Here is a 20729-nt window from a genome sequence, read left to right as displayed (position 1 = left end):
AATATAGCATTCAATATATACCAGAATTGCATTTTTTTGTATCACCAAATGTTGAAATGTTTACCAGCTTTTACGAAAAGCATTACTGCTGAAAAATAAGCACCTATCAACCGCAATATTCATATCTACATAAAGAGCTGGGAAAGAAGTGTTTCTGTGCCAAAGATAGAAAATAGCAGTGGCGCTAAGAAATTGATACGGTTCTTGATTGGCACTCCAAAGATGCGGTATTACTTACATCGATGGAGCGGGGAGCATATTATGAAATTATTTGGAAGATGGAAAGCAAATAGGTACAATAAGCAACGGATATTTTAGATATAAATACCCTGATCTTCAAATTACTTTTTAAAGTATTACGGCAGATAATGGTTCGAAGTTCCATGAGCTGACTGAATCTGAATAAGAAGAAGAGAAAGGTATAGACATTTATTTTGCTCACTCTTACTCATCTTAGGGAAGAGGAACAATCTAGCTATATAACAGACTGTTCAGTATCTTCACCAAAGAAAGCATGTGATAAACAGTTATTCAAATAAGTATACTAGACAGGTCGAAAATGAACTAAATACAACTTCCGTAAAAAATATTAAGCTACCAGATCTCGTCGGTGGCGTTCGCAGAATTTAAGCTTTATATAGTGATTTTACGAAAAGTGTGGTTTGTTAAATAAAGTGTTATAATTACTATTACAATTTAAGTTTAGTTCACCTTTAAAAATTTATTCAATTTAGTGTTGCCATACCACACTGTCTCATCCGTTGTTTAATATTGGATTAATAGGAAACAAGCTCCCAAACTCCTCTTGGTGAGTTTTCAGCATCTTTCATTATTCCTTTGCGTCTCAATTCGTTTGCTGCCCATCTAATATCATATTGCCATGTATAAAACAAATTACCTGATTCTTTTAATTCTTTTTCGTAATGATTCCATATATATTCAGAAACTTTAACTATATTTGCAGATCCATTAGCTGACTCTAAAGCTTCTTTTACCAAACATTGAAGTTCATCTTTATGCATCATGAGTTCTACTCCCCTTTTTCTAGAATAATAGATAACATGAATAAATAGCTTTTGTTAAGTTTTACTCACTCCGATTCACTGTCGAATCTATACAATCAGGAAGCCTTATTAGAAGAATACTCTCTAGCTTAAATCAGTAATTTTTTCATAACCAATATTTTTAAACCAATCATTTAAAATGTTTTTCATATTTATATTGACTTTCCTAACACTGTTCTATGACCAACTATCCATGCCTGAACACTCTCACCATTAATTGATTTATCAATAGCTATTACAACTTGCTATAAAATTTTAAAGGAAATAATCTGTCTTTTCAGTACTGAGCCTCTTTATTGTATTTTCTGTGTAATGCAAAATAAAAGTACACAACTTTGCAAGGTTGCATTCAAAGAATTGCAAAGAAAAATACATAATGAAATCATCACTGTTTGACGTGGAGAGACAAGCATTGTACCTTCTATGGAAAAGCCGGATTCTTTGTGCTGTCTGGCTCCATGGCTCTTGACTCATGATTCAGAAGCTCCGTATCAAATAAAAAATAACCTATATATTAGGGCTTTGCAATTCTATGTGAAATTGTTTTGCGAAATACATATTTTCTATAAAAGTCTACCTTACTCTTTCCCTTAACAAAGCAAATATTGTTTTAAATTTGTTCTAGAATGAAAACACTCCATTTTTTCAAACTATTCCGTGTATTGATTTTGAGTTGAAAAATGATGCATAATTATTTTCTCCTGTATAGTTTAATTCACCCCAAAATAATTCATCTTTTTTATTATTGCATTTCATTAAATTCACCTTATTATCAAAAGACTATTAAAAACAGGTAAAACCACGTGTTCTATCACGCAATAATATAATTTATTTTAATTAAAAAACACTCTTTTATACACAATAATTATGTTTAAGAAAAATGGCTATGCAAAAATAACTCTTACTTTATTACGTTCTATTATCTAAATGGCATTTTTTCAAGACCAATTCTACTTAAATTAGACATATTATGCTGCACAACTTTCAAAGTGGTTTCTTTATTTAATCTACCAATTCTTTTTATAGCAAAGCTTAAGTTATCAGTATTCATCTTTATACCATATTTCAATCCTGCTAAAACAGGCAATAATTTAGACTTTTCCACTTGGCCCTTATAAATTGAACTATCCATATAAGAATCTAAAGTTAATACCTCTTCAACCCAAATTTTTAGAGTTTCATCAATATATTTTATTGTATGATAATTCTTATATGTTTTAGAAAAATCAATACCACTTAGTTCTAAAGCAGCTATCCCTTCTGAATTTAAAGTACATAAATCTAATAACTTACCCTCTAATGTGATAAATTGATTAAGTGGGGTTAAAATACAATCATCATAATCTCCGTTTTTAATAGGCCACAAAAAGTTTTCATTAGCTTTCAAATTTTTAATATCTTTAATCTTATTTTCGATCTCATCTTTTTCATAGAGACAAAGAACTAATGAGCTCTCGTTTCTAGCTATACCATCACTAGTTACTCTGGGGAACCTCAATGGTAAGTCACAATTCGCAGAGATTAACACAGCATATTTTATGTATGATTCTCCATTTAATGTTAATTCAAACAAATCTCCTGTATATAGGTTTTCATAAAGATGATTTATACTGTAATCAATTAAATTATATTCGGCAATACCTGAATAAGTTTTGTCTGTTATTTTACTTTCGAGTTCTTTTTTGCTGAAATTAGCAATATTTTGTCCGTTTAATTTTTTTAGTAAAATCTTATCTTTGGCACTAGCTACTTTCATTATATTTTTTATTATATTCTTATAATTACTTTCTTCCTTTATATCTTCCAATTCAATTTTATTAAGAATACTTTTGTGTGTCCTATTTAAAATGTCTAGAAATTTTTCTCCCTCAACAAATGAGTCTTGTAATAATAGTTCCATTTTCTTTTCAGGAAGGTTTAAAAGCTCTATTGTAGCTCTATTTGTTAATAACATTTTCGATTCAAGATAATCATGTAAAGAGTAACCCAAAGCAGCTTTTTCAATAGTTGTTAGTAACTCTTCTGCCAGCATTTTCTGTTCTTCTGTTTTATTTATACCCCATAGCTGATAGGCAAATAAATGCTTAAATTCTAATCTGCTCATATCAGAATCATCTTTTAAAATATCTGGATCTTTCTCCAAATACTCCTCAATATACTCAATTTTTGTTTGTTGTTGTTTGTATCTGTGTAAATCATCGTGTGAGTAAACAATTGCTAAATCAAATAATCCTTTCCGCCGACTCTTTAATGTAGTAATGGTATCGATTACTACATCTTTAGATAATCCTATTTTTTTCATATTCATATCAAGTAAAAATAGAATTCTCCCGCTGATTTGTTCAATTCCTTCAAAGCTAAGTTGGCTGAACATTTGAAATTGTATATCTGTGCCTTCACAAACTTTTTCCATAACATCTTTTAGGATTTCTAAAGGTTTTATTATTTTTTGACCAGCAAAAACCTCTAAGAAAATTTGTTTGACATTATCTAAATTATTACCCTCATCTAATTGTAATATATCCTCTACATTGGTTAAACCTTGATTATCAATTTCAAAGAATTCATCTTCGGTCACATTAAGAGCAAAATTACTAATAAAGTCATCAATATCATCATTTAAATAATCATCAATTCTATTCTCATGAGTTGTTTTATTCTGCAGTATAGACCATTCGTCGTCAAAGGATATCACATGCGAAATACCTAAGTTTCCAAGCCACTCTTTAAACGCAATAATATTTTGAGTAATTTCTTCACCTTTAGCTGAGCTCAGTGTTGTCAATTTTCTCACTCCTTGTTAAAGAAAAATTCCAATTTTAATTTATAAAAATTCCCCAATAAATTTTTATCTTTTTTTACAACTTCTATCTTTCCATTTAGAGATCGTAATAGTTCGCCGACAATGTATAATCCTAACCCCCTACCCTCAGGCTTCATACTCTCGTAGGGTTCAAACATTTTATTTACTATATCTTTATGAAATCCCGGACCAGAATCATAAACAACAACTGTATTTTGTATTACATCTAATTCAAATATTATAAATAACTCATTAGAATTATTCTTATGCGCCCAATATAAAGAATTAAGAAAAATATTATCAAATATTGTAACCAAGATTCCTTTATTAGATTTCAATAAGATATCGTCTCCTATTATTTCAACAGTTATATTATTTTTTTTCGCTTTTTGTGCCATTGGTCCATTACCAAGATAAAGTTCTCTTAGAAGTGATTTCAGTGACATTTCTGATAAAATGTTTCTATTTTTCCGATATGTGGGTTCGAGATGCTTTAACTGCATCTGAAGAAAGGTTATTTCATGTAAGATAGCATCTTGAAACCGATTTATTTTTTGTTTTTGCATGTCTTCTATATACTTACTTTGTAGTTCTTTTTTACTCTCACGTGCATATGCAGCAATACTACTTTCTATCTTGTGAAGTTCATGGGTAAGAGATTCCACAATAATGCCCTGGCCCGCTAACCCTATTAACGATTTAAGCTGATTAATTTCTTGTTCATAACGAAACTTCTCTTGTTTATTAAATTTTTCTTCTTTTTGAGTAGTGTCTTTTAAGGTTTTTAGTTGTTTTGAAATTTTTACCACATGACCAGAATTTTCATTATCGACTAATGACTTTAATGTGTTTGCCTCTGTCTCTATTTTTTGAAATATTTCGTTCTTTTCTTCAGGATTCATTTTTATTCGCCTAAATATTACATGACCATCTATCGATTTTAAACTCGTAATATTAGAATCCAATTTTTCTACATTAGTTTCATATCTCAGCTTTACATCTTCACGAAATATAAGGTTTGCGATAACATCTTGTATAATCACAAGGAAATTATTCCCATATTCATCTTCAATTAGACCTTGACGATTCGTTTGCTCTTGTAAGCCCTCACTAGTTTGACCATCTAAATCTACATAACCGGATACGTTGTACCCTTTAAAGATAGTATTCTTTACTCTTTGCGAATAATAGGTAAATTTAAACCAGTCTTTTTCCGGACCATATGGTAAAATACGAAAGTCATTTCTAAATAAATAAATCCCTTGTGATGCTTTTAATATGGATTTTATCTCATTATTGGTACTAAACGCATGCCCGTTTTCATTAAGTATCAATTTATCCTCAGTTAAAGCATTAGCAGATTGATCAGAAGCATATAGTTTCCCTTTAAAATTTCCTGGATATGCTTTTATTTTCCTGTTTAATTGAATATCAATACAATGGTGAAAAAAAATATCATTTAAAAATGGGTACTCTGTTTGAAAATTCGATTCTAAATTAATTTGATGAAAAATCTCCTTATCATCATAATTTCTTAAGGTTTCATGCTCAAAACCATTATTTATCATCTTTTTGATTGTTTCAGACATCAAGCGTTCACTATACTTTTTTTTGATTAAGATCTTTAAATTTAAAATCCACTTCTCTACAGAAAATTCTACTTCAACATCGCTAATTAATGATAGAAAACTTTCTTCTATATCATCATTTGTAATTTTTTTATCATCTATTTCTAGAGTTACCTTAAATCGACTTTCTGTATTCTGTAAAAAAGGATTAACCATTCCAAAAATTTCTGTTTTAATTTTTGTCTCCGTTTTTTTATTTAAATCCCAAAATCCTAAATTTCTTATACCTTCAATAATTAAAGTAGTGCCTAGTTTAGGTTTTTCATTATTTTTCAATTCGACTGATGCCTTTACATTAGAAAGGTCCTTGTCTTCATTATCTCCTCTAAAATCAAGCCAATTAATAGTAACATTATATTCATTGAAATTTTTATAAATTTCAAAATCTTCTTCTTTAGCTATTTTACTCAATCTTTCAATCCTAGGGGAAGTAGATACAGTAACATGATTACCTAGTCTTTGAATCGAAAGTCTTCCCAACCCTTTATTCCCTAACGTTCTTCTGTTAAAAAATGGTGAAAACTTCTCAACCTTTTTAAAGTGACTAGAAATTCTTAAAAAAGAATTCTTAATTGTAGACGGAACCATACCATTCCCGTTATCACTAATAGTAATTCTACCTTGACCAAAAGGGGTAACTGCCTTAGTATCAACCTTTATAACAACTTTTCTACAATCAGCATCGTATGAGTTTTTGATTAATTCTCCTAAAGCTACGAATTCATCCGAAATCAATTCTTCCCCTAATTGATAGATAACCCTTGCAGAAATACTCATTGGCACTTCATAGCTATTCTCAAGTGTGGGTTGTAAATCTTCACTCACTATTTTCACACCCTCTTTTATAAAATTTAAACTCTTTCCACGTCAATCTAAATTATACCAAAATTACTATTTTATTAGTATAACTTTTTCATTCCTATCCATTAATTACTAAATCAAAATTAATTCTTCGCTGTGTCTAAACTACCTGCTTTTTTGTTTATATATGCCTAACAAAACAGATAAAGGATACATTACCGAAATATAACGTTCTATACAGTTAACTGAAAGACCCATAAGTGCTCTACTAGGACCTTTTAAGTAAACATCGTTGCATCTTCAGCATCAAATTATAAAAATAATATGATATCTATCATAAATTCGGTCGTTTAAAATCCACTTCATCACCAGTTTGCAAAGGTTGGTATTACTTCTGCCTGGTTTCTCTCTTTTTCAATATATAGCATCTTATTTTTAAAAATTTAGTGTCTTGACAAAGGGCCCACTTTATATAAATCTTTACACAAAGTAAGTTAAAACATATAGAAGTGTAATAATCGTTACTTCAAACATATCTATAACTATTTACAAATCAGAGTTACTATTCCTAATTAAATCAATATTCATTCGGTAAAAATTTATCCTTCATGGTTACATTTTCATTAGATCACTTCAATACCTTACAGATATTTCAAACATGATTTTTTAATAAAACTTTTGGTATAACTGGTATGCCGTACCACTCAGCAATATTGTTATACTTTTGACCTAAATCTTGTGCTATGGAGAATCCATGTTTAATCTCCCCTCTTATTAATTTCGAAATAGAACTATCAGGATTGATAATTTCTTCAAGAAACCTTCTAATCTTATTTAAATACTCTGATTCAATCAATTCTTCTTTTGTTTGTACTTTATCTAGTTTTTCAAGATTACCGTTTATTTTTTCAATTTTGTCGGTACTTTCAGGACCTTTTGTTCCTAACTCTTCTTTTACCTCATTTAAGCATCCCTGCAATTCATTACTCACTTATGATATGACTAACCGTACATCCTTCAACAACACCAACTGCTTCACCTGATGAAAAAACGTCACCTTAGAAAAAGACAAAGACTGACTACTCCACTTCTGCACATCCTCACTAATCACAAGCGATCCGTCAATCACAAAAACACCCTGATAAACCTATGCAAGAATACGCTCTCATTCCTTACCTTTTCCTCGTCATCTCCGGCGCTTTTCATATTTCTCATACCCTGCTTCAAGTATTTCTCCTCCAACTTCCCGACAGTGACAAGCATTATATTCATTGAAACCTTGTTTTATACTAAAATAATATTTCCCATTATAATACCCTTCTATTTTACCATATCTACCAGTAAAATCTACCATTTAACCTATACACACCTATATCCAGATCCAAAAATGTATTTCTTCCCTCTCCACCCCCGATAATCAACCTCTTTTCACTTCTTTAAATAAATTCAAGATATACACAGCATGAAAAATTATTACCTTTAATAAACAAAACCTGGCACAATAAAGTATGCTTAGCGTACTTTATTGTGCCAGGTTTTGGGATATACTTCCCCTTGATGTTATTTATCTGTTAATAAACGACAGAGTTCGAAGACATAACTTTTAAATAGAGCTTAGACCTTGCAACCCAGCAGCTTCCTTCCCTCTCTCTATTCACTTTTATGAAGTATCACCTACCAAATGCACCTAATCCATTTCATGATAGTTACTTATTATTAAGCACCCAAACACCAGCCTCCGCAACTTGAACATCATGAGGAACGCTACTTCCACTGACTCCTACCGCCCCCACCACTTTTCCATCATTAACAAGAGGGATTCCACCACCAAAAACGACAAGTCGTCCATTGTTAGTTGTATTCAATCCATAAAGCTCCGCTGCAGGGACTGTAGCTTCAGCCAGGTTAGCAGAAGGCATTTTTAAAGCAACAGATGTCCAAGCTTTATTTTGTGCAATATCAACGCTCGCTATCCAGGCATCATCCATCCGGTGGATTGCAATCAAATTTCCACCCTCATCCACTACGGAAATAACCATAGACACACCAATTTTTCTCGCTTCTTCCTCTGCACCTGCAATAATTTCTTTGGCTAATTCTAATGATACTTTACTCATAGTAATAACCTCCAAGTTTTGATAATTGTATAGTCAATAGATTATTTATTGATTAAAGCTGCTCCAGATATACCCGGATTGGTCATTTCGTAAGGATCTAATATTTGGTTTAATTCTTCTTCAGATAACACACTATATTGCTTGCAGAGATCACGTACAGGCTTCCCTGTAGTGATAGCCTCACGGGCAATTTTTGCTGCTGTTTCATACCCGATATGCGGGTTAATAGCTGTAATCGTTCCGACACTTGTTTCTACATAATGCCTCATTTGCTCTTCATTTGCTTTTATACCTGAAACGCAGTAGTTGGTAAAAACCGCAAAGCCATTATTCATAATACTAATGGACTGAAGCAGATTAAAAACAAGAACGGGCTTCATTACATTTAACTCAAGCTGACCTGCTTCTGATGCCAGGCAAATGGTATTATCGTTCCCAATCACTTGAAAGGCAATCTGATTAATCACTTCGGCCATTACAGGGTTAACTTTTCCCGGCATGATGGAAGAGCCCGGCTGGTGGGGCGGCAAATCAATTTCATCTAAGCCTGATCGCGGACCGGAAGCCATTAATCTTAAATCTGAGGAAATTTTAGACATATTCATCATGCATACTTTTAATGATGCAGATACCTCTATGTAGATATCTGTGTTTTGTGTTGCATCTATCAGATTCTCTATTCCCACCTTTAGTTAAAAAATATTTAGAACCTACAATTCCTTATAACCTATATATTTATCGCCAATAAAATCCTTATACTCTACACTATCCACCTCACCCGACGATGAATAATAGAATACAAGCTCCTCATTAACCATTTCCGTTAAAAAAGTTGTTTTTGATGCATTATGATTGACTGGCAAAATTTTAAATTTATATAACACCCCGTACATTTTAGCAACTGTTAAATAGACTTCACCATTCTTTAAAGTGATGTCCAAAATTTTGCTCTCATCATTTTCAACAATATATTTCCCCGCAATAAGTTCTGTGTCCGTAAAGTTGATTGGTTGAATAGAAGGCGGCAGAGATACCTCTTCATCAAAAATTACCTTTGCCATCTCCTGCATTAAATGTGTTACAGGCGTAACGTTCATATTGCTTAAAAAGATTATCGTAACCTGTTCATCGACAAATCTGAAAAAATTGCTGCAAAAACCACTGATATCTCCAAAATGGTGCATGCATTTTCTTCCTAATATCTCAGATACCACCCATCCTGAAGCGTATGAACTAAAATTGGGAGTAAACATTTTTTCCATCAGTTCTTTGCTAAGGAGCTGAGGTGATTTTAATGCCTGATCCCAAAGGAATAAATCCTCTGTTGTAGAATATAAACCATAGGCTCCTAAAGGAAAGGATAAATCTGCGTATGCTGCGTGAATTGGTTTTTCCCAGAATGAATAGCCTGAAGCTAAGTCTGGAACTATATCCGTCCCGTTATCACAGCCTGTATTTTTCATACCTAGAGGAAGACATATTTTTGCTTGTATGTATTCTGCAAAGGACATACTTGAAACCTTTTCTAAAATAGCTGTCAGTAATGCATATCCTGAGTTTGAATATTCAAGCTTACTGCCCGGCTCGAAGTTCAATTCAAGATGTTTAAATGAATCAATCAGTTGGTTTAAAGTCATCGGGAGTCTCATTGTTTTAGACCAGAAATCGGGAAAGCCTGTGTAATTAGGAATCCCTGACGTGTTTGTTAAACAATGATAGATTGTAATTTTATCACCATGCGGAAAGTCAGGAAGATGCTTCTCTATACAATCATCTATATTTAATTTCCCTTCTTCATGTAATTGATATATACCCATGGATGTAAAAGCCTTCGTGAGTGAGCCGATGCGAAATTTAGTTGCAGGTTTATTGAGTACAGAATGCTCCCAATTTGCCATACCAAAACCTTTGTTTAAAAGCATATTTCCGTTAGAAGCTATTAAAATGGAACCACTTATATAGCCGTTTTCTTCGTACCTTTTTATCCATTTGCTTATCCGTTCTTCTGCTCTCATATAATCCCCCTTTGCCGCTAAATAATCCTAAATTAATTCCCTCCTCAATTCAGCTAAAAACACCTCATTTACTTCCGATTTTCCATCTATACCTTATAATCAATTAATCCCTATCTAAATTCCGCAGTAAGACTTCCATTCATTTTTTTCCATTAAACTTTTGGCAATGGATAACCCAAGCCCTGTTCCTTTTCTTGCTTGGTTTGCTTTAGAGAGTCTAATGTGCTTACAAATAGATTATAACCTTAGTCCTGTAAAATTTTCATTCATCATGGATTGATATGCCTTATTATTACGCTTAACGTAGAAAACGGAGCCATGTCCTCTTGGCTTGGTTGTGGAATACCTAACGGATGTGTATGTTCAACAAGTACGGAAACAGTATCGCTTAATATTGATGGTTTAATAACCTCTCTTTGATGGCAAACGCTAGAGTTAATGCCACCTATATGTAATACATTTACTGACATTGGCCGGGCTTTAGTATCTAAACAGACAACAACAAAGCACTCACAACTACTTCAAATAGCGGAATACTGCCAATTCTTATTGACAATCCACACACAAATCGTTAGAATTTATTTAACAATTAAAAAGATTCGAGTGATAGTTATGTTAAAGCATACATCCCGACAATTAAATCATTTCTTTTTTAGCTATTTTTAGATAGCGTCTATATGCCATCTTAGATATAGATGCCCTATATCTAAGATGGCTGATTGGCATGTAAAAATGTTTAACCAGTCACAGGAGAAATCGAAGTGGCTGGTTTTTTATATTTTCTGGACCATTTTCGTTTCTCTCCTTTTTCAGAGGCTGAAGCATAAATGGTCTTTTTTTCATCGTTAGAGGAGTTGAGTATATTGTTAATTGGTTATCAAGGTGTGGAAGGCAGTTACAGTACAGTCGCATGCCGAAAGTTCAGCGGAGAAAATAATTATCAGACGAAAGGGTTTCTTACTTTTCCATTATTAGTGGATGCATTGCTTCATGACGAGGTCGACTATATTGCGCTGCCAGTAGAAAATTCAACCAGCGGTCCTATTACAAGAACGATCGATTTAATAAAGTATTCAGATGTAACAGCTGTGGATGAAATCTATGTAAAAATTGATCATGCACTTATTACAAAGCATCCAATGGAGCTGTCGGAAATCACAAAAGTATATTCACATCCGGAAGCACTGGAACAATGCTATACATATTTAAGCCAGTACCCGCATATCGAGGTCCACGAATATATGGATACAGCTGGCGCAGTGGAAATGGTGAAGCATGCAGAGGATTATACCCTTGCCGCTATAGCAGGCAGCCATACTGCAGAATTGTACGGCATGACCGTGATTCAGGAAAATATCAGCGACAATCCATTCAATACAACACGTTTCTTATTTTTTAAAAAGAAAGAGGCTCTAGTGAATCACGGACAAGATAAAACATCTATTTATGTCGAAGCCAATCACAGCACCGGCTCACTAAGCGATATTTTAAATATTTTTAAAAAATATGATACTAATTTGCTCTACCTAATGTCCCGGCCAATTCAAACGAAACCGTTCGTATATGGATTCTTTATTGACATTGACAACGGTCTTGGTAACGAAGCGCTCCATATGGCATTAAAAGAGTTAAAAGATATCTGCACATATATCAATATTTTAGGCAGTTACCAAAAAGGTAAAATCCCAATATACAAAGGAGTCTTACAAAATGAAACAACTTTTAACAGCTAAAAAATACTTATTCACCCGAATTGCGATTGGATTCGGACTCGGAATCCTGTTTGGTATACTTTTACCCGAGATCTCTATTCAAACAAAATTCATCGGCGATATTTACTTAAATTTAATTCAGATGATGATTATTCCCATTATTTTTGTAGCCGTCTCCACTGGTATTATTAATATTGGCAGCTCCAGTGATCTCGGGCGAATCGGCTTTAAGAGTATCTTTGTCTTTGTCGCCATGTTTATTACCACAGCAGCCATTAGTTTAGCCATTTCCTACCTGATTCGTCCTGGTCAGAGCATTAATATTGATGCTGTCGGATATGACGGTGAAGTTACCGAACCGAGTATTGCAGATTTCTTTATGAATATCGTACCTAGTAATCTATTCCAAGCGATTTCGGAAGGGGATATTCTTGCAACGATTTTATTCACGCTTATTTTCTCTGTAGCCATTGTTGTCGTTGGAAAAGAGGCGGATCCAGTCAGAACTTTTATCAACAGCTTGTCCAAGGTCATCTTTAAAATTCTTGATTTCATCATGGAACTGACACCGATCGGAATTATTTCGCTGATGGCATTCGCTGTTGCCGAATATGGTGCCGGTATTTTCTCTGCACTTGGATTGTACATTTTCACAGCATATTTTGCATGTATTATCGTATTTATCCTGGTTATGTTACTTCCAGCCTGGTTATATAGTAAGCTCAGTCCGATTGATTTTATTAAAGGTATTTATAAGGTGTGGCTTGTATCTCTATCCACCACAAGCTCTGCTGTAACGATGCCGACAACCATGCGAGTAACCAGAAATGATTTTAAAGTTTCCGAATCCATTACGAACTTTGTTGTACCATTGGGAACGACTATTAATATGGCCGGCGGAGCAGTATCGTTTAGTTTACTTGCTGTCTTTGTATCCGACTTTTACGATATTCCGCTCGGTGTCGGGCAGATTATTTACCTCGTTATTATTGCTACGATTTTAAATATGGCAGCACCTGGTATTCCAGGTGGCGGAATTGTACTCGGGGCATCCTTCCTGACACTTCTTAATCTGCCGATTGAATTGATGGGTCCTATCGCAGCCATCTATCGATTACTTGATATGGCTTATACGACCATGAATGTTACCGGCGATGCCGCAGCGGCAGTTCTTATTGATAAATCGGAGGAAAAACGGGGCTTAAAATTAAAAGCTCGGAAAACTTAAAATATGTAGAGGCCAGGACATAGCCAGCCACAAATAAAGAAAGAGGAATTTCGCACCCGAGTTGATGTGAAATCCCTCTTTTTTTAATGTATTTACTAATCATTTCTGCTGACAGCTTTTTGGCTTCACTCTTTTTTACTTTCTTCCTTCAGCCCCGTTTCCCAACATTCTTCAATAGCATTCATTAGTTCCTCCGCAGAACAATCCAAATTCTTAAAGGGAATATTAACTTGAGATGGCAATAGCCCTTTGTTTAATCGGTTAAATACTCTCTTCATTCCGCTTGATCGGTTGATAATCAATTCACGATCATATGTAAAAATGCCAAGAAATATCTGACCTGAAAAGTTCAAAAATTCAATTGTTTCAATTTCCTCCCATTTGACGAGGCCTGCTCGAATATAACTAGAATTATCTATAATTCCTTCTTTAGTAATAATAACGGCGGGCTCCCTTTCGACAAGTGCTTTAACATAATACAGGAAACAAAGTCCGAATACTAAAATGGCAAGAACCCCTATCACCATGGGTAATATTCGTTCATTAGACGGGACTAATAAAATAAATATGCCCAGCGCAACAAACACGAGAGACAAAATAGTCAGCATGACCATCCTGCCCTTTTTTGCCATTACAATAAAATGATCATTCATTTAATTACCTCCTATGGTTACAAAATGGTTGTTTCATATGCTCTCAAATATAAGATCTCTTTTTCTTATGGTACATTTATTGCTATTAAAAATTTCTCATCTTTTCTTCCATAATCTCAACAAACCTTTCCGCAGCTCTATTTAAAGGAGCATTTTTTAAATAACATATACCGATACTTCTTTTAGGTATAGGTTCCTCTAAGATTACTTCATGAAGCAGGCTTTTTCTCAAAAACTGTTCCGAGAATTCTTTGGTAACACAAGCAACACCAAGATTAATCTTTGCAAATTCTAACAGCAATTCATGTGAGCCTAACTCAAATTCCGGCTGGATTTTAATTCCTTTGGTAAGAAAAAATTCTTCAACATATCTCCGGGAATTGGAATTGTCCAATAAAATAAGCGGAAACTTAACCAATTCTTCCAGTTTGATTGGCTTAGATAATTCTTTTCGGTATTTTTCGCCATATACAAAGGTATCCTGAATTTCCAATAAAGGCTTTACTTCTAATGACTTGTCATCAATGGGAAGATTACAGATAGCGATGTTCACTTCTCCTGCTTTTAAGGCAGCGATGATTTCCCACGTTGTCCCATTGACTATTTTGAATTTGAGATTTGGATATCGATTATGAAATGTTTCTAAATAGGGAAGCAAAAAAAATCGCGAAATGGTATCACTGACCCCTATTTTAAACTCACCAATGATTAAATTTTTAAATTCTAAAAGCTTTTCTTCACCAGCCTGTATAAATTGAAGTGCTGAACTGACATATTCAAACAATAAATCTCCTTCATCCGTTAGCGTTACACCTTTAGACAGCCGATTAAAAAGCTTTGTATCTAATTCCTTCTCTAATTGTGCCATGGATTGACTTATGGCCGGCTGTGACATATATAGCTCTTTTGCCGCTTTGGAAAAGCTTTTATTTTTACCAACTGTATAAAAAAGATAATATAAATCCAATTTGCCTACCATATAATCCATCCTTATACCCTATATTAGATATATTAACTTTACTTATATCATTAAAAGCCGTATATTACAAGAGGAGACTGTTTGGATTGTTAGTGTATTAGGATGAAACTTTGTAAAAAAGTGAACCTTTGAATAAATATAGCCAGATTGCAAAGAAGGAGCGAATGATTATGGAAAGAGTTGTAGGAACTATTGCCAGGGGACTGCGTTGTCCCATCATCAATACGGGGGATCGCATTGAAGAAATCGTTGTTGATAGTGTATTAAAAGCAGCAGAAGTTGAAGGCTTTACCATTCAGGATAAAGATGTTGTGACCGTTACGGAGTCGGTTGTGGCACGTGCACAAGGCAACTATGCCACCATTGACCATATTGCCAAAGATGTTCAAACCAAATTTGGGGATGATACCATCGGTGTGATTTTCCCGATCCTTAGCCGTAACCGCTTTTCTGTTTGTCTTAACGGAATCGCAAAAGGAGCCAAGAAAATCGTGTTAATGCTAAGCTATCCTGCCGATGAAGTAGGCAATCATTTAGTAGATTTAGATACACTTGATGAAAAAGGAATAAACCCTTGGACAGATGTTCTGACAGAAAAGCAATTTCGGGAGCATTTTGGCTACAACAAACATACCTTCACAGGCGTAGATTATATCGATTATTACAAGTCCCTGGTTGAGGAATATGGGGTAGAATGCGAAGTAATCTTTTCAAATGATTCAAAAACGATTTTGGAATACACAAAGAGCGTACTTTGCTGTGATATTCATTCACGGGAGAGAACGAAAAGAATTTTAACAGCTAATGGCGGTGAAAAAATTTATAGTCTCGATAATATTCTTTCTGATTCCATTGACGGAAGCGGTTTTAATGAGGCTTATGGCTTACTGGGCTCCAATAAAGCAACAGAGGATAGTGTAAAGCTATTCCCGCACAATTGTCAGCCTGTCGTTGATAACATTCAAGAAATCCTAAAAGAAAAGACAGGTAAAACGGTTGAGGTCATGGTTTATGGTGATGGAGCATTTAAAGATCCTGTAGGAAAGATATGGGAGCTGGCAGATCCGGTTGTTTCCCCTGCTTACACAGCTGGATTAGAAGGAACACCGAATGAAATTAAATTAAAGTACTTGGCTGATAATCAATTTGCTAACTTAAAAGGGGAAGAACTAAAAAAAGCCATCTCTAAATACATTGATGAGAAACAGGATGACTTAGTCGGAGCGATGGAAGCGCAAGGAACTACTCCACGGAGACTGACGGACCTTATTGGTTCATTGTCTGATTTAACTTCAGGCAGCGGGGATAAAGGGACGCCGATTGTGTTTATTCAGGGGTATTTTGATAATTATACGAAATAGGTGTTGGTAGGACACTCAGCAAAAACTTATAGGACGAGGGAGGGTGACTCCTTTGTCCTGTGTTCTATAGGGTGGTGGGTGTTCGAAAGAGAGCGTGCTTATATAATGGTATGTTCTCTTTTTGACTCGTTAGGAAAACTTCACTTTTTATCTAAAACCTCGTTTACCATCTAGTAAGGTTCTCCTCACCTTACTAGATGGTAAACTCTTATTAGAAGAAAACCAGAAGGTTATATTCTTCAAATCCTTTCAGTTCTCATCCATTTACCTATGATAAGCCTGACACATATAATAAAGATAATAATCATCACTATTTCTCTTTTTAGAAAAATAGATAAATACATTAGTGGAAATTCCGTTATGATAAGGATCGGGATATCTACATTTGTCCGAATGGAGAAGAATTGCCATATAAAACAACGACACGAGACGGCTACAGAGAATTTAAATCAGACCTGAAAAAGTGTATATCCTGCCCACTTTTAGAACAGTGCACCCGCTCGAAAAACCATCAGAAAGTAATCACCCGGCATGTTTGGGAAGAACATAAAGAACAAGTACGATCTAATCGGTTATCCGTTTCCGGGAAAAAGCTATACAAATTTAGAAAAGAAAAAATAGAGCAAAGTTTTGCAGACTCTAAAGAACTGCATGGTCTTCGCTACTGCAGGTTGAGAGGATTGCAGAATGCGGGAGAGCAAGTATTACTCACTGCAGCCTGCCAGAACATGAAGAAGATTGCCATCTACCTGTCCAAGCAAGGATAGGTAGATGGGAGTTTGTTTTCATGATTATCTTATTTTTTTCTTTGTTATTTTAATCATATAAAAAAGCTTGTAGAGAAAATACCATACTTTCTCTACAAGCTGAGCCTGGATTAATTTCCAGGCTTTTTATTTTTCTTGGATTTGTTAATAATAGTCATGATAAAAATATTTATAATGGAAGCTGTAAAAGCATTAAAACTCATATATGCCAGGCCTATTCCTTCCCAGCCACCAATGAGAATGCTTATGATAAACGCCACGATACTGATAAGAATGATAGTAAGAGGCGGGACGATTCTCTTTTCTTTAAAAAGCATACTCAGCAGGAATATAACAACCCCAAAAACAAGAATATAGAATAATGTCTCCATAATTCCTTCGGCTATGAGTTCCTCCTCCTTCGTTTAATAACAATCACTTTAACATTCTCCCCATTATGCAATTTATAGAAAAGAATTTAAAGCGTTTATAAGATTGTTTATTATGGTTGAGGATTAATTGTTGCTCCTAGTACCATAACAATAAATATATATACAAGGGTAGAAGCATTCAATGCAACTCCCCATAGTCCATAGTTTTTACTTTGTTTGTTGAAAACACCTATTATACCCGCAAGAAGGCCAATACCTTGCGGGATAAAGTTTAATAAAAACGTGTTATTGTACAATATACTTATATTTATCATAAGCAAACTAACTAGCCCCATGGCAACCGAAAGCAAGCTTACTATATTGAAAATACGATATTTTGTTAGCATTTAATACTCCTCCTATTTATTCCAGTTCCAAAATTCCGTTTCACCAATGTAAATTCCCTCTATTTCAGCCTGCTGTTCCATTTCTAAAATTTCTTTTGATGGTCCTGTTACAACAATTCCATAGATTCCTACGCCATTCTCTTCTAGATAAATTAAACGTTCCTGTGCAGCTATAGAGATATCTTTTCGGATGCTGTCTGTCAATTTCTTATGCTTATTCAAGTATTGTAGTTGTTCCATAAAAAGCTCTTGATTATTTTCAGCTTCAAATGAAGAGTTAGCTGGCAATTCATTATTCTCTGGGTAGCCAATTGGCGTAACAAAACGCCCTTCTTCGTCTACCATTTCTTTTTCAACTCCCGTATCAACTGCGTTCCAAACTAAATCAACATCATAATCAGATATAATTTCCTCAATTTCTTCTGATGTGTAAGACCTATCTAAAGATAAGAATGCTTCAGTCACTGTTCCTTCCGATACATTTTGAAGCTGCTCCCATCCTTGATTTAAATACTCTGGTAAGGGAGTATCATTATCTGGATAATGGAAAACGAACTCTTTGTCCATCGTATTCATTGGTACATCATTAATTAATAAATTCTCAGATACATTTTGGTTATTTCCGGGTGTTATTTTCGTTTGATAATCGCCTGTATTGAATATTTCTTTTCCAACCTGTTTGTATAGTGGCGCAGATAGATGTAATCCAAAGAAAGGTGTAATTTCGGATTTCATTTCCAAATCTCCAATTTGAAGATTTGGCCTAGTGAGTGAATACATTGTTTCTGTAGCAGTAATTTCATCATTTGCTTTATTCGTTACACTGTAATAAGTGACAGTCAAAAAATATGTTACCGGAATAATGAGTAAGATAATTGTTAAACTCGTTAGAATCGTATTCCACCTTGCTTTTAATTTAGATGCCTTAATAATATCCATTTGTTTACTTTCCGTTAGTTTCTCATCTGAAAATCGGCTCATAAAGCTCACTCCTTATACTCCAATCTAATGGTCTTTCTTGCCCGATGAACAAGGGTCTTAAAGTTAGATGATTTGATTTCCATAATCTCTGCCCCTTCCTCATAGGTTAGTCCTCTAAAATCCTTTAAAATGATTGCTTTTCGTTGATTTAGAGGAAGTTTATTTATAATTTCAGCAATATGGTCAACGATATCATTAGTAACTACAATATCCTCTAGCGCGAACTGCATCCCGTTATCATCTTTAAATATGTCAGAACTTACTACTATTCGTTTATTTTTTCTAAAATCATCTATAAAGGTATTTCTGGCAATAGTAAACAGCCAAGCCTTTATATTTCCTCCTGTGTAAGCATCCATATTGATGAATGCTTTGTAAAATGTATCTTGAAGGAGGTCTTCTGCTGCATGTTCATCTTTTGTCATTGTTAAAAGAAATCTGTAAACATCGTTCGCGTATAATTTGAATAAATCCTCAATTGAATTCATGTTCCCCCTCTTTCTTTTCCCTATAAACGGATGAACAGATAAAACCGTTTCAAGTTTTTAATAAAAAATTATTTATTTTGATATTCTACCAAAAAAATCTCTTTAGATAATAACAGGTTTTAACCTGAAAAATAATTAAGGGAGATGTAGATATGAATTTTTTAAACGGTAAATACCTGGAAGGTCAGGAATTGGTTGAAGTTAAGAAAAGAATGTTAGAGAAAGAAAAAGTAAAAACTCTTTTCAATGAGCTTTCCCAGGGGCTAGATGTAACGCTTAATGATCTCGCTGTTCAATCTTACGCTTATGATTTTGCAGGCACTGGAAATGAAATTTTCATTGCAAAAACTACTAAATTATTTATTGAAGATCATTTAAATATTGTGGTTACAGAGGGTGTCTATGACGATTCAACAATTGAGGTTGTAGTCGGTGACAAGTTAGCTGAGGAAGAAGGAGAAGTCGTTTTTAAAGAATATGAGTTTATTGAAAACGAAGTTGTTCTGGTTGAAGAAACAGCTTATACTGAACAGCTGCAAAAAGAAATCGCAGAAGCTGCTGCAGAGGATGGATTATTGCCAAATGAAGCATCATATGTCCCTGGAGAAACTGCAGTACAAATTCAGCCACAAGGTGTATTTGATTTTTGTTTACCAGGCGGATACAAATGGTGTGGTAAAGGATGTGGCTACCAAACAGGGGGCGGAACTCCAGCAAACGGCGTAGATAGGTGCTGCAAAACGCATGATGATTGTTATAGAAAAAATAAATCAAGTCGTTGCTCTAAATGCGATAGACCTTTAATTAATTGCGTTAAGAAACAAAAAGGTAATAATATAGCTAAGAGTTCTATTTACGCTTTCTTCACTGCTAAATGTAACTTTATTATTGTATAATATGGTTTATACTACTTCAAATGAATAACTAGATGATAAAGAAGCCCGATGAGCTCATTTTAAAACTGGATATTACCGGGCTTCTTTTTATATTTCATAAATAAATTATATAATTTTTGATTTTTTCTATTGTCGTATCTCTTATATATATTAATGTTTTTAAAAGGGGAGTATTTTATTTGAAAAGTATAATGGTTTATGGAGCAAAATGGTGTTCTTATTGTAAGCTATTAGAGAAATGGTTAGTTGAGAATGCTTATAATTATGAATTTAAAGATATAGATAACGATCTAAACGATCAGGAACTAGGGATCTATGGAGTACAAGGTATTCCATTCATAATTATCAAAGACAACGAAACGAAACACACCATTGAAGGTTTTGATCCTGAACAAATAAAAAATGTCATAGGTAGTTGATTTAATAATTCAAATGATTACTAGAAAAAGAGGCTGGGACAAAACCCGGTAAAAACAGAA

General features: G+C 34.0%; 18 protein-coding genes and 3 pseudogenes. 6 read left to right on the top strand and 15 right to left on the bottom strand.

The window, feature by feature from the left end:
- Positions 1-776 precede the first annotated feature (776 nt).
- The 9 genes and pseudogenes from FLK20_RS13295 to FLK20_RS22290 all read right to left on the bottom strand — a co-directional run.
- Entirely contained in the window at positions 777-1025 is a 249-nt protein-coding gene (locus FLK20_RS13295) for a hypothetical protein (protein WP_152657082.1), read from the bottom strand.
- 958 nt (positions 1026-1983) lie between these two features.
- On the bottom strand, positions 1984-3849 hold the full coding sequence (locus FLK20_RS13290) for a hypothetical protein (protein WP_152657081.1): 1866 nt from the start codon (positions 3847-3849) through the stop codon (positions 1984-1986).
- 5 nt (positions 3850-3854) lie between these two features.
- Positions 3855-6320: a sensor histidine kinase gene (locus tag FLK20_RS13285; protein ID WP_152657080.1), complete on the bottom strand. Its 2466-nt coding sequence runs from the start codon at positions 6318-6320 to the stop codon at positions 3855-3857.
- Between the two features lie 628 nt (positions 6321-6948).
- Positions 6949-7275 carry a hypothetical protein gene (locus tag FLK20_RS13280; RefSeq protein WP_152657079.1) on the bottom strand — a complete coding sequence of 109 codons (327 nt, stop codon included), beginning with the start codon at positions 7273-7275 and terminating at the stop codon, positions 6949-6951.
- A 12-nt stretch (positions 7276-7287) separates the two neighbouring features.
- Positions 7288-7425, bottom strand: a complete 138-nt coding sequence (locus FLK20_RS13275) for an RNA methyltransferase (protein WP_152657078.1) — start codon at positions 7423-7425, stop codon at positions 7288-7290.
- Between the two features lie 577 nt (positions 7426-8002).
- On the bottom strand, positions 8003-8413 hold the full coding sequence (locus FLK20_RS13270; RefSeq protein WP_152657077.1) for a GlcG/HbpS family heme-binding protein: 411 nt from the start codon (positions 8411-8413) through the stop codon (positions 8003-8005).
- A 41-nt stretch (positions 8414-8454) separates the two neighbouring features.
- A pseudogene (locus FLK20_RS13265) lies at positions 8455-9099 on the bottom strand (lyase family protein); the annotation flags it as partial.
- Positions 9100-9123: 24 nt separating this feature from the next.
- Positions 9124-10428 (bottom strand): serine hydrolase domain-containing protein, encoded by a 1305-nt coding sequence (locus FLK20_RS13260; protein ID WP_152657076.1) that lies wholly within the window; start codon positions 10426-10428, stop codon positions 9124-9126.
- A 269-nt stretch (positions 10429-10697) separates the two neighbouring features.
- Positions 10698-10931: pseudogene (locus FLK20_RS22290) on the bottom strand (JAB domain-containing protein); the annotation flags it as partial.
- Positions 10932-11291: 360 nt separating this feature from the next.
- On the opposite strand from FLK20_RS22290, the gene FLK20_RS13250 reads away from it, so the two are divergent.
- Complete coding sequence (locus tag FLK20_RS13250) at positions 11292-12161, top strand: prephenate dehydratase (protein WP_152657073.1); 870 nt, start codon at positions 11292-11294, stop codon at positions 12159-12161.
- Complete coding sequence (locus FLK20_RS13245) at positions 12139-13368, top strand: dicarboxylate/amino acid:cation symporter (RefSeq protein WP_152657072.1); 1230 nt, start codon at positions 12139-12141, stop codon at positions 13366-13368. Before FLK20_RS13250 ends, FLK20_RS13245 begins: the two co-directional genes overlap by 23 nt.
- 125 nt (positions 13369-13493) lie before the next feature.
- On the opposite strand, the gene FLK20_RS13240 is transcribed toward FLK20_RS13245, so the two are convergent.
- Together FLK20_RS13240 and FLK20_RS13235 are read right to left on the bottom strand one after the other, a co-directional pair.
- Complete coding sequence (locus tag FLK20_RS13240; RefSeq protein WP_152657070.1) at positions 13494-14021, bottom strand: STM3941 family protein; 528 nt, start codon at positions 14019-14021, stop codon at positions 13494-13496.
- Between the two features lie 85 nt (positions 14022-14106).
- Positions 14107-15000 (bottom strand): LysR family transcriptional regulator, encoded by an 894-nt coding sequence (locus FLK20_RS13235; RefSeq protein WP_152657068.1) that lies wholly within the window; start codon positions 14998-15000, stop codon positions 14107-14109.
- Positions 15001-15170: 170 nt separating this feature from the next.
- On the opposite strand from FLK20_RS13235, the gene FLK20_RS13230 reads away from it, so the two are divergent.
- Positions 15171-16361, top strand: coding sequence for a coenzyme F420-0:L-glutamate ligase (locus FLK20_RS13230; protein WP_152657067.1), 1191 nt, complete (start codon positions 15171-15173; stop codon positions 16359-16361).
- 347 nt (positions 16362-16708) lie between these two features.
- Positions 16709-17128 (top strand): annotated as a pseudogene (locus FLK20_RS13225) (transposase); the annotation flags it as partial.
- A 110-nt stretch (positions 17129-17238) separates the two neighbouring features.
- Here FLK20_RS13225 and FLK20_RS22285 read toward each other — a convergent pair.
- From FLK20_RS22285 to FLK20_RS13205, 4 genes are all read right to left on the bottom strand, one after another.
- A complete protein-coding gene (locus FLK20_RS22285) occupies positions 17239-17499 on the bottom strand; it encodes a YesK family protein (protein ID WP_152657065.1) in 261 nt (86 codons plus the stop codon).
- Between the two features lie 110 nt (positions 17500-17609).
- The gene (locus FLK20_RS13215) at positions 17610-17885 is read right to left on the bottom strand and encodes a hypothetical protein (protein ID WP_152657063.1); all 276 of its coding nucleotides are present in this window, start codon (positions 17883-17885) and stop codon (positions 17610-17612) included.
- Positions 17886-17897: 12 nt separating this feature from the next.
- Entirely contained in the window at positions 17898-18866 is a 969-nt protein-coding gene (locus FLK20_RS13210) for an anti-sigma factor (RefSeq protein WP_152657062.1), read from the bottom strand.
- Positions 18867-18871: 5 nt separating this feature from the next.
- Entirely contained in the window at positions 18872-19354 is a 483-nt protein-coding gene (locus FLK20_RS13205) for a sigma-70 family RNA polymerase sigma factor (protein ID WP_152657060.1), read from the bottom strand.
- Between the two features lie 152 nt (positions 19355-19506).
- Between FLK20_RS13205 and FLK20_RS13200 the strand changes: the two genes are divergently transcribed.
- Both FLK20_RS13200 and FLK20_RS13195 read left to right on the top strand, forming a co-directional pair.
- A complete protein-coding gene (locus tag FLK20_RS13200) occupies positions 19507-20250 on the top strand; it encodes a phospholipase A2 family protein (protein WP_152657059.1) in 744 nt (247 codons plus the stop codon).
- 179 nt (positions 20251-20429) lie between these two features.
- The gene (locus FLK20_RS13195; protein ID WP_152657057.1) at positions 20430-20669 is read left to right on the top strand and encodes a glutaredoxin family protein; all 240 of its coding nucleotides are present in this window, start codon (positions 20430-20432) and stop codon (positions 20667-20669) included.
- The last annotated feature ends 60 nt before the right edge of the window (positions 20670-20729 follow it).

The organism is Oceanobacillus sp. CFH 90083 (assembly GCF_009389585.1).
Classification (GTDB): Bacteria; Bacillota; Bacilli; order Bacillales; family Amphibacillaceae; genus Oceanobacillus.
This window is presented reverse-complemented; position numbering and strand designations above follow the sequence as displayed.

Coding starts and splice junctions, on each gene's coding strand:
- FLK20_RS13295 (WP_152657082.1), bottom strand. CDS start 1,025: ATGATGCATAAAGATGAACTTCAATGTTTGGTAAAAGAAGCTTTAGAG.
- FLK20_RS13270 (WP_152657077.1), bottom strand. CDS start 8,413: ATGAGTAAAGTATCATTAGAATTAGCCAAAGAAATTATTGCAGGTGCA.
- FLK20_RS13260 (WP_152657076.1), bottom strand. CDS start 10,428: ATGAGAGCAGAAGAACGGATAAGCAAATGGATAAAAAGGTACGAAGAA.
- FLK20_RS13245 (WP_152657072.1), top strand. CDS start 12,139: ATGAAACAACTTTTAACAGCTAAAAAATACTTATTCACCCGAATTGCG.
- FLK20_RS13240 (WP_152657070.1), bottom strand. CDS start 14,021: ATGAATGATCATTTTATTGTAATGGCAAAAAAGGGCAGGATGGTCATG.
- FLK20_RS13235 (WP_152657068.1), bottom strand. CDS start 15,000: ATGGTAGGCAAATTGGATTTATATTATCTTTTTTATACAGTTGGTAAA.
- FLK20_RS13230 (WP_152657067.1), top strand. CDS start 15,171: ATGGAAAGAGTTGTAGGAACTATTGCCAGGGGACTGCGTTGTCCCATC.
- FLK20_RS22285 (WP_152657065.1), bottom strand. CDS start 17,499: ATGGAGACATTATTCTATATTCTTGTTTTTGGGGTTGTTATATTCCTG.
- FLK20_RS13215 (WP_152657063.1), bottom strand. CDS start 17,885: ATGCTAACAAAATATCGTATTTTCAATATAGTAAGCTTGCTTTCGGTT.
- FLK20_RS13210 (WP_152657062.1), bottom strand. CDS start 18,866: ATGAGCCGATTTTCAGATGAGAAACTAACGGAAAGTAAACAAATGGAT.
- FLK20_RS13205 (WP_152657060.1), bottom strand. CDS start 19,354: ATGAATTCAATTGAGGATTTATTCAAATTATACGCGAACGATGTTTAC.
- FLK20_RS13200 (WP_152657059.1), top strand. CDS start 19,507: ATGAATTTTTTAAACGGTAAATACCTGGAAGGTCAGGAATTGGTTGAA.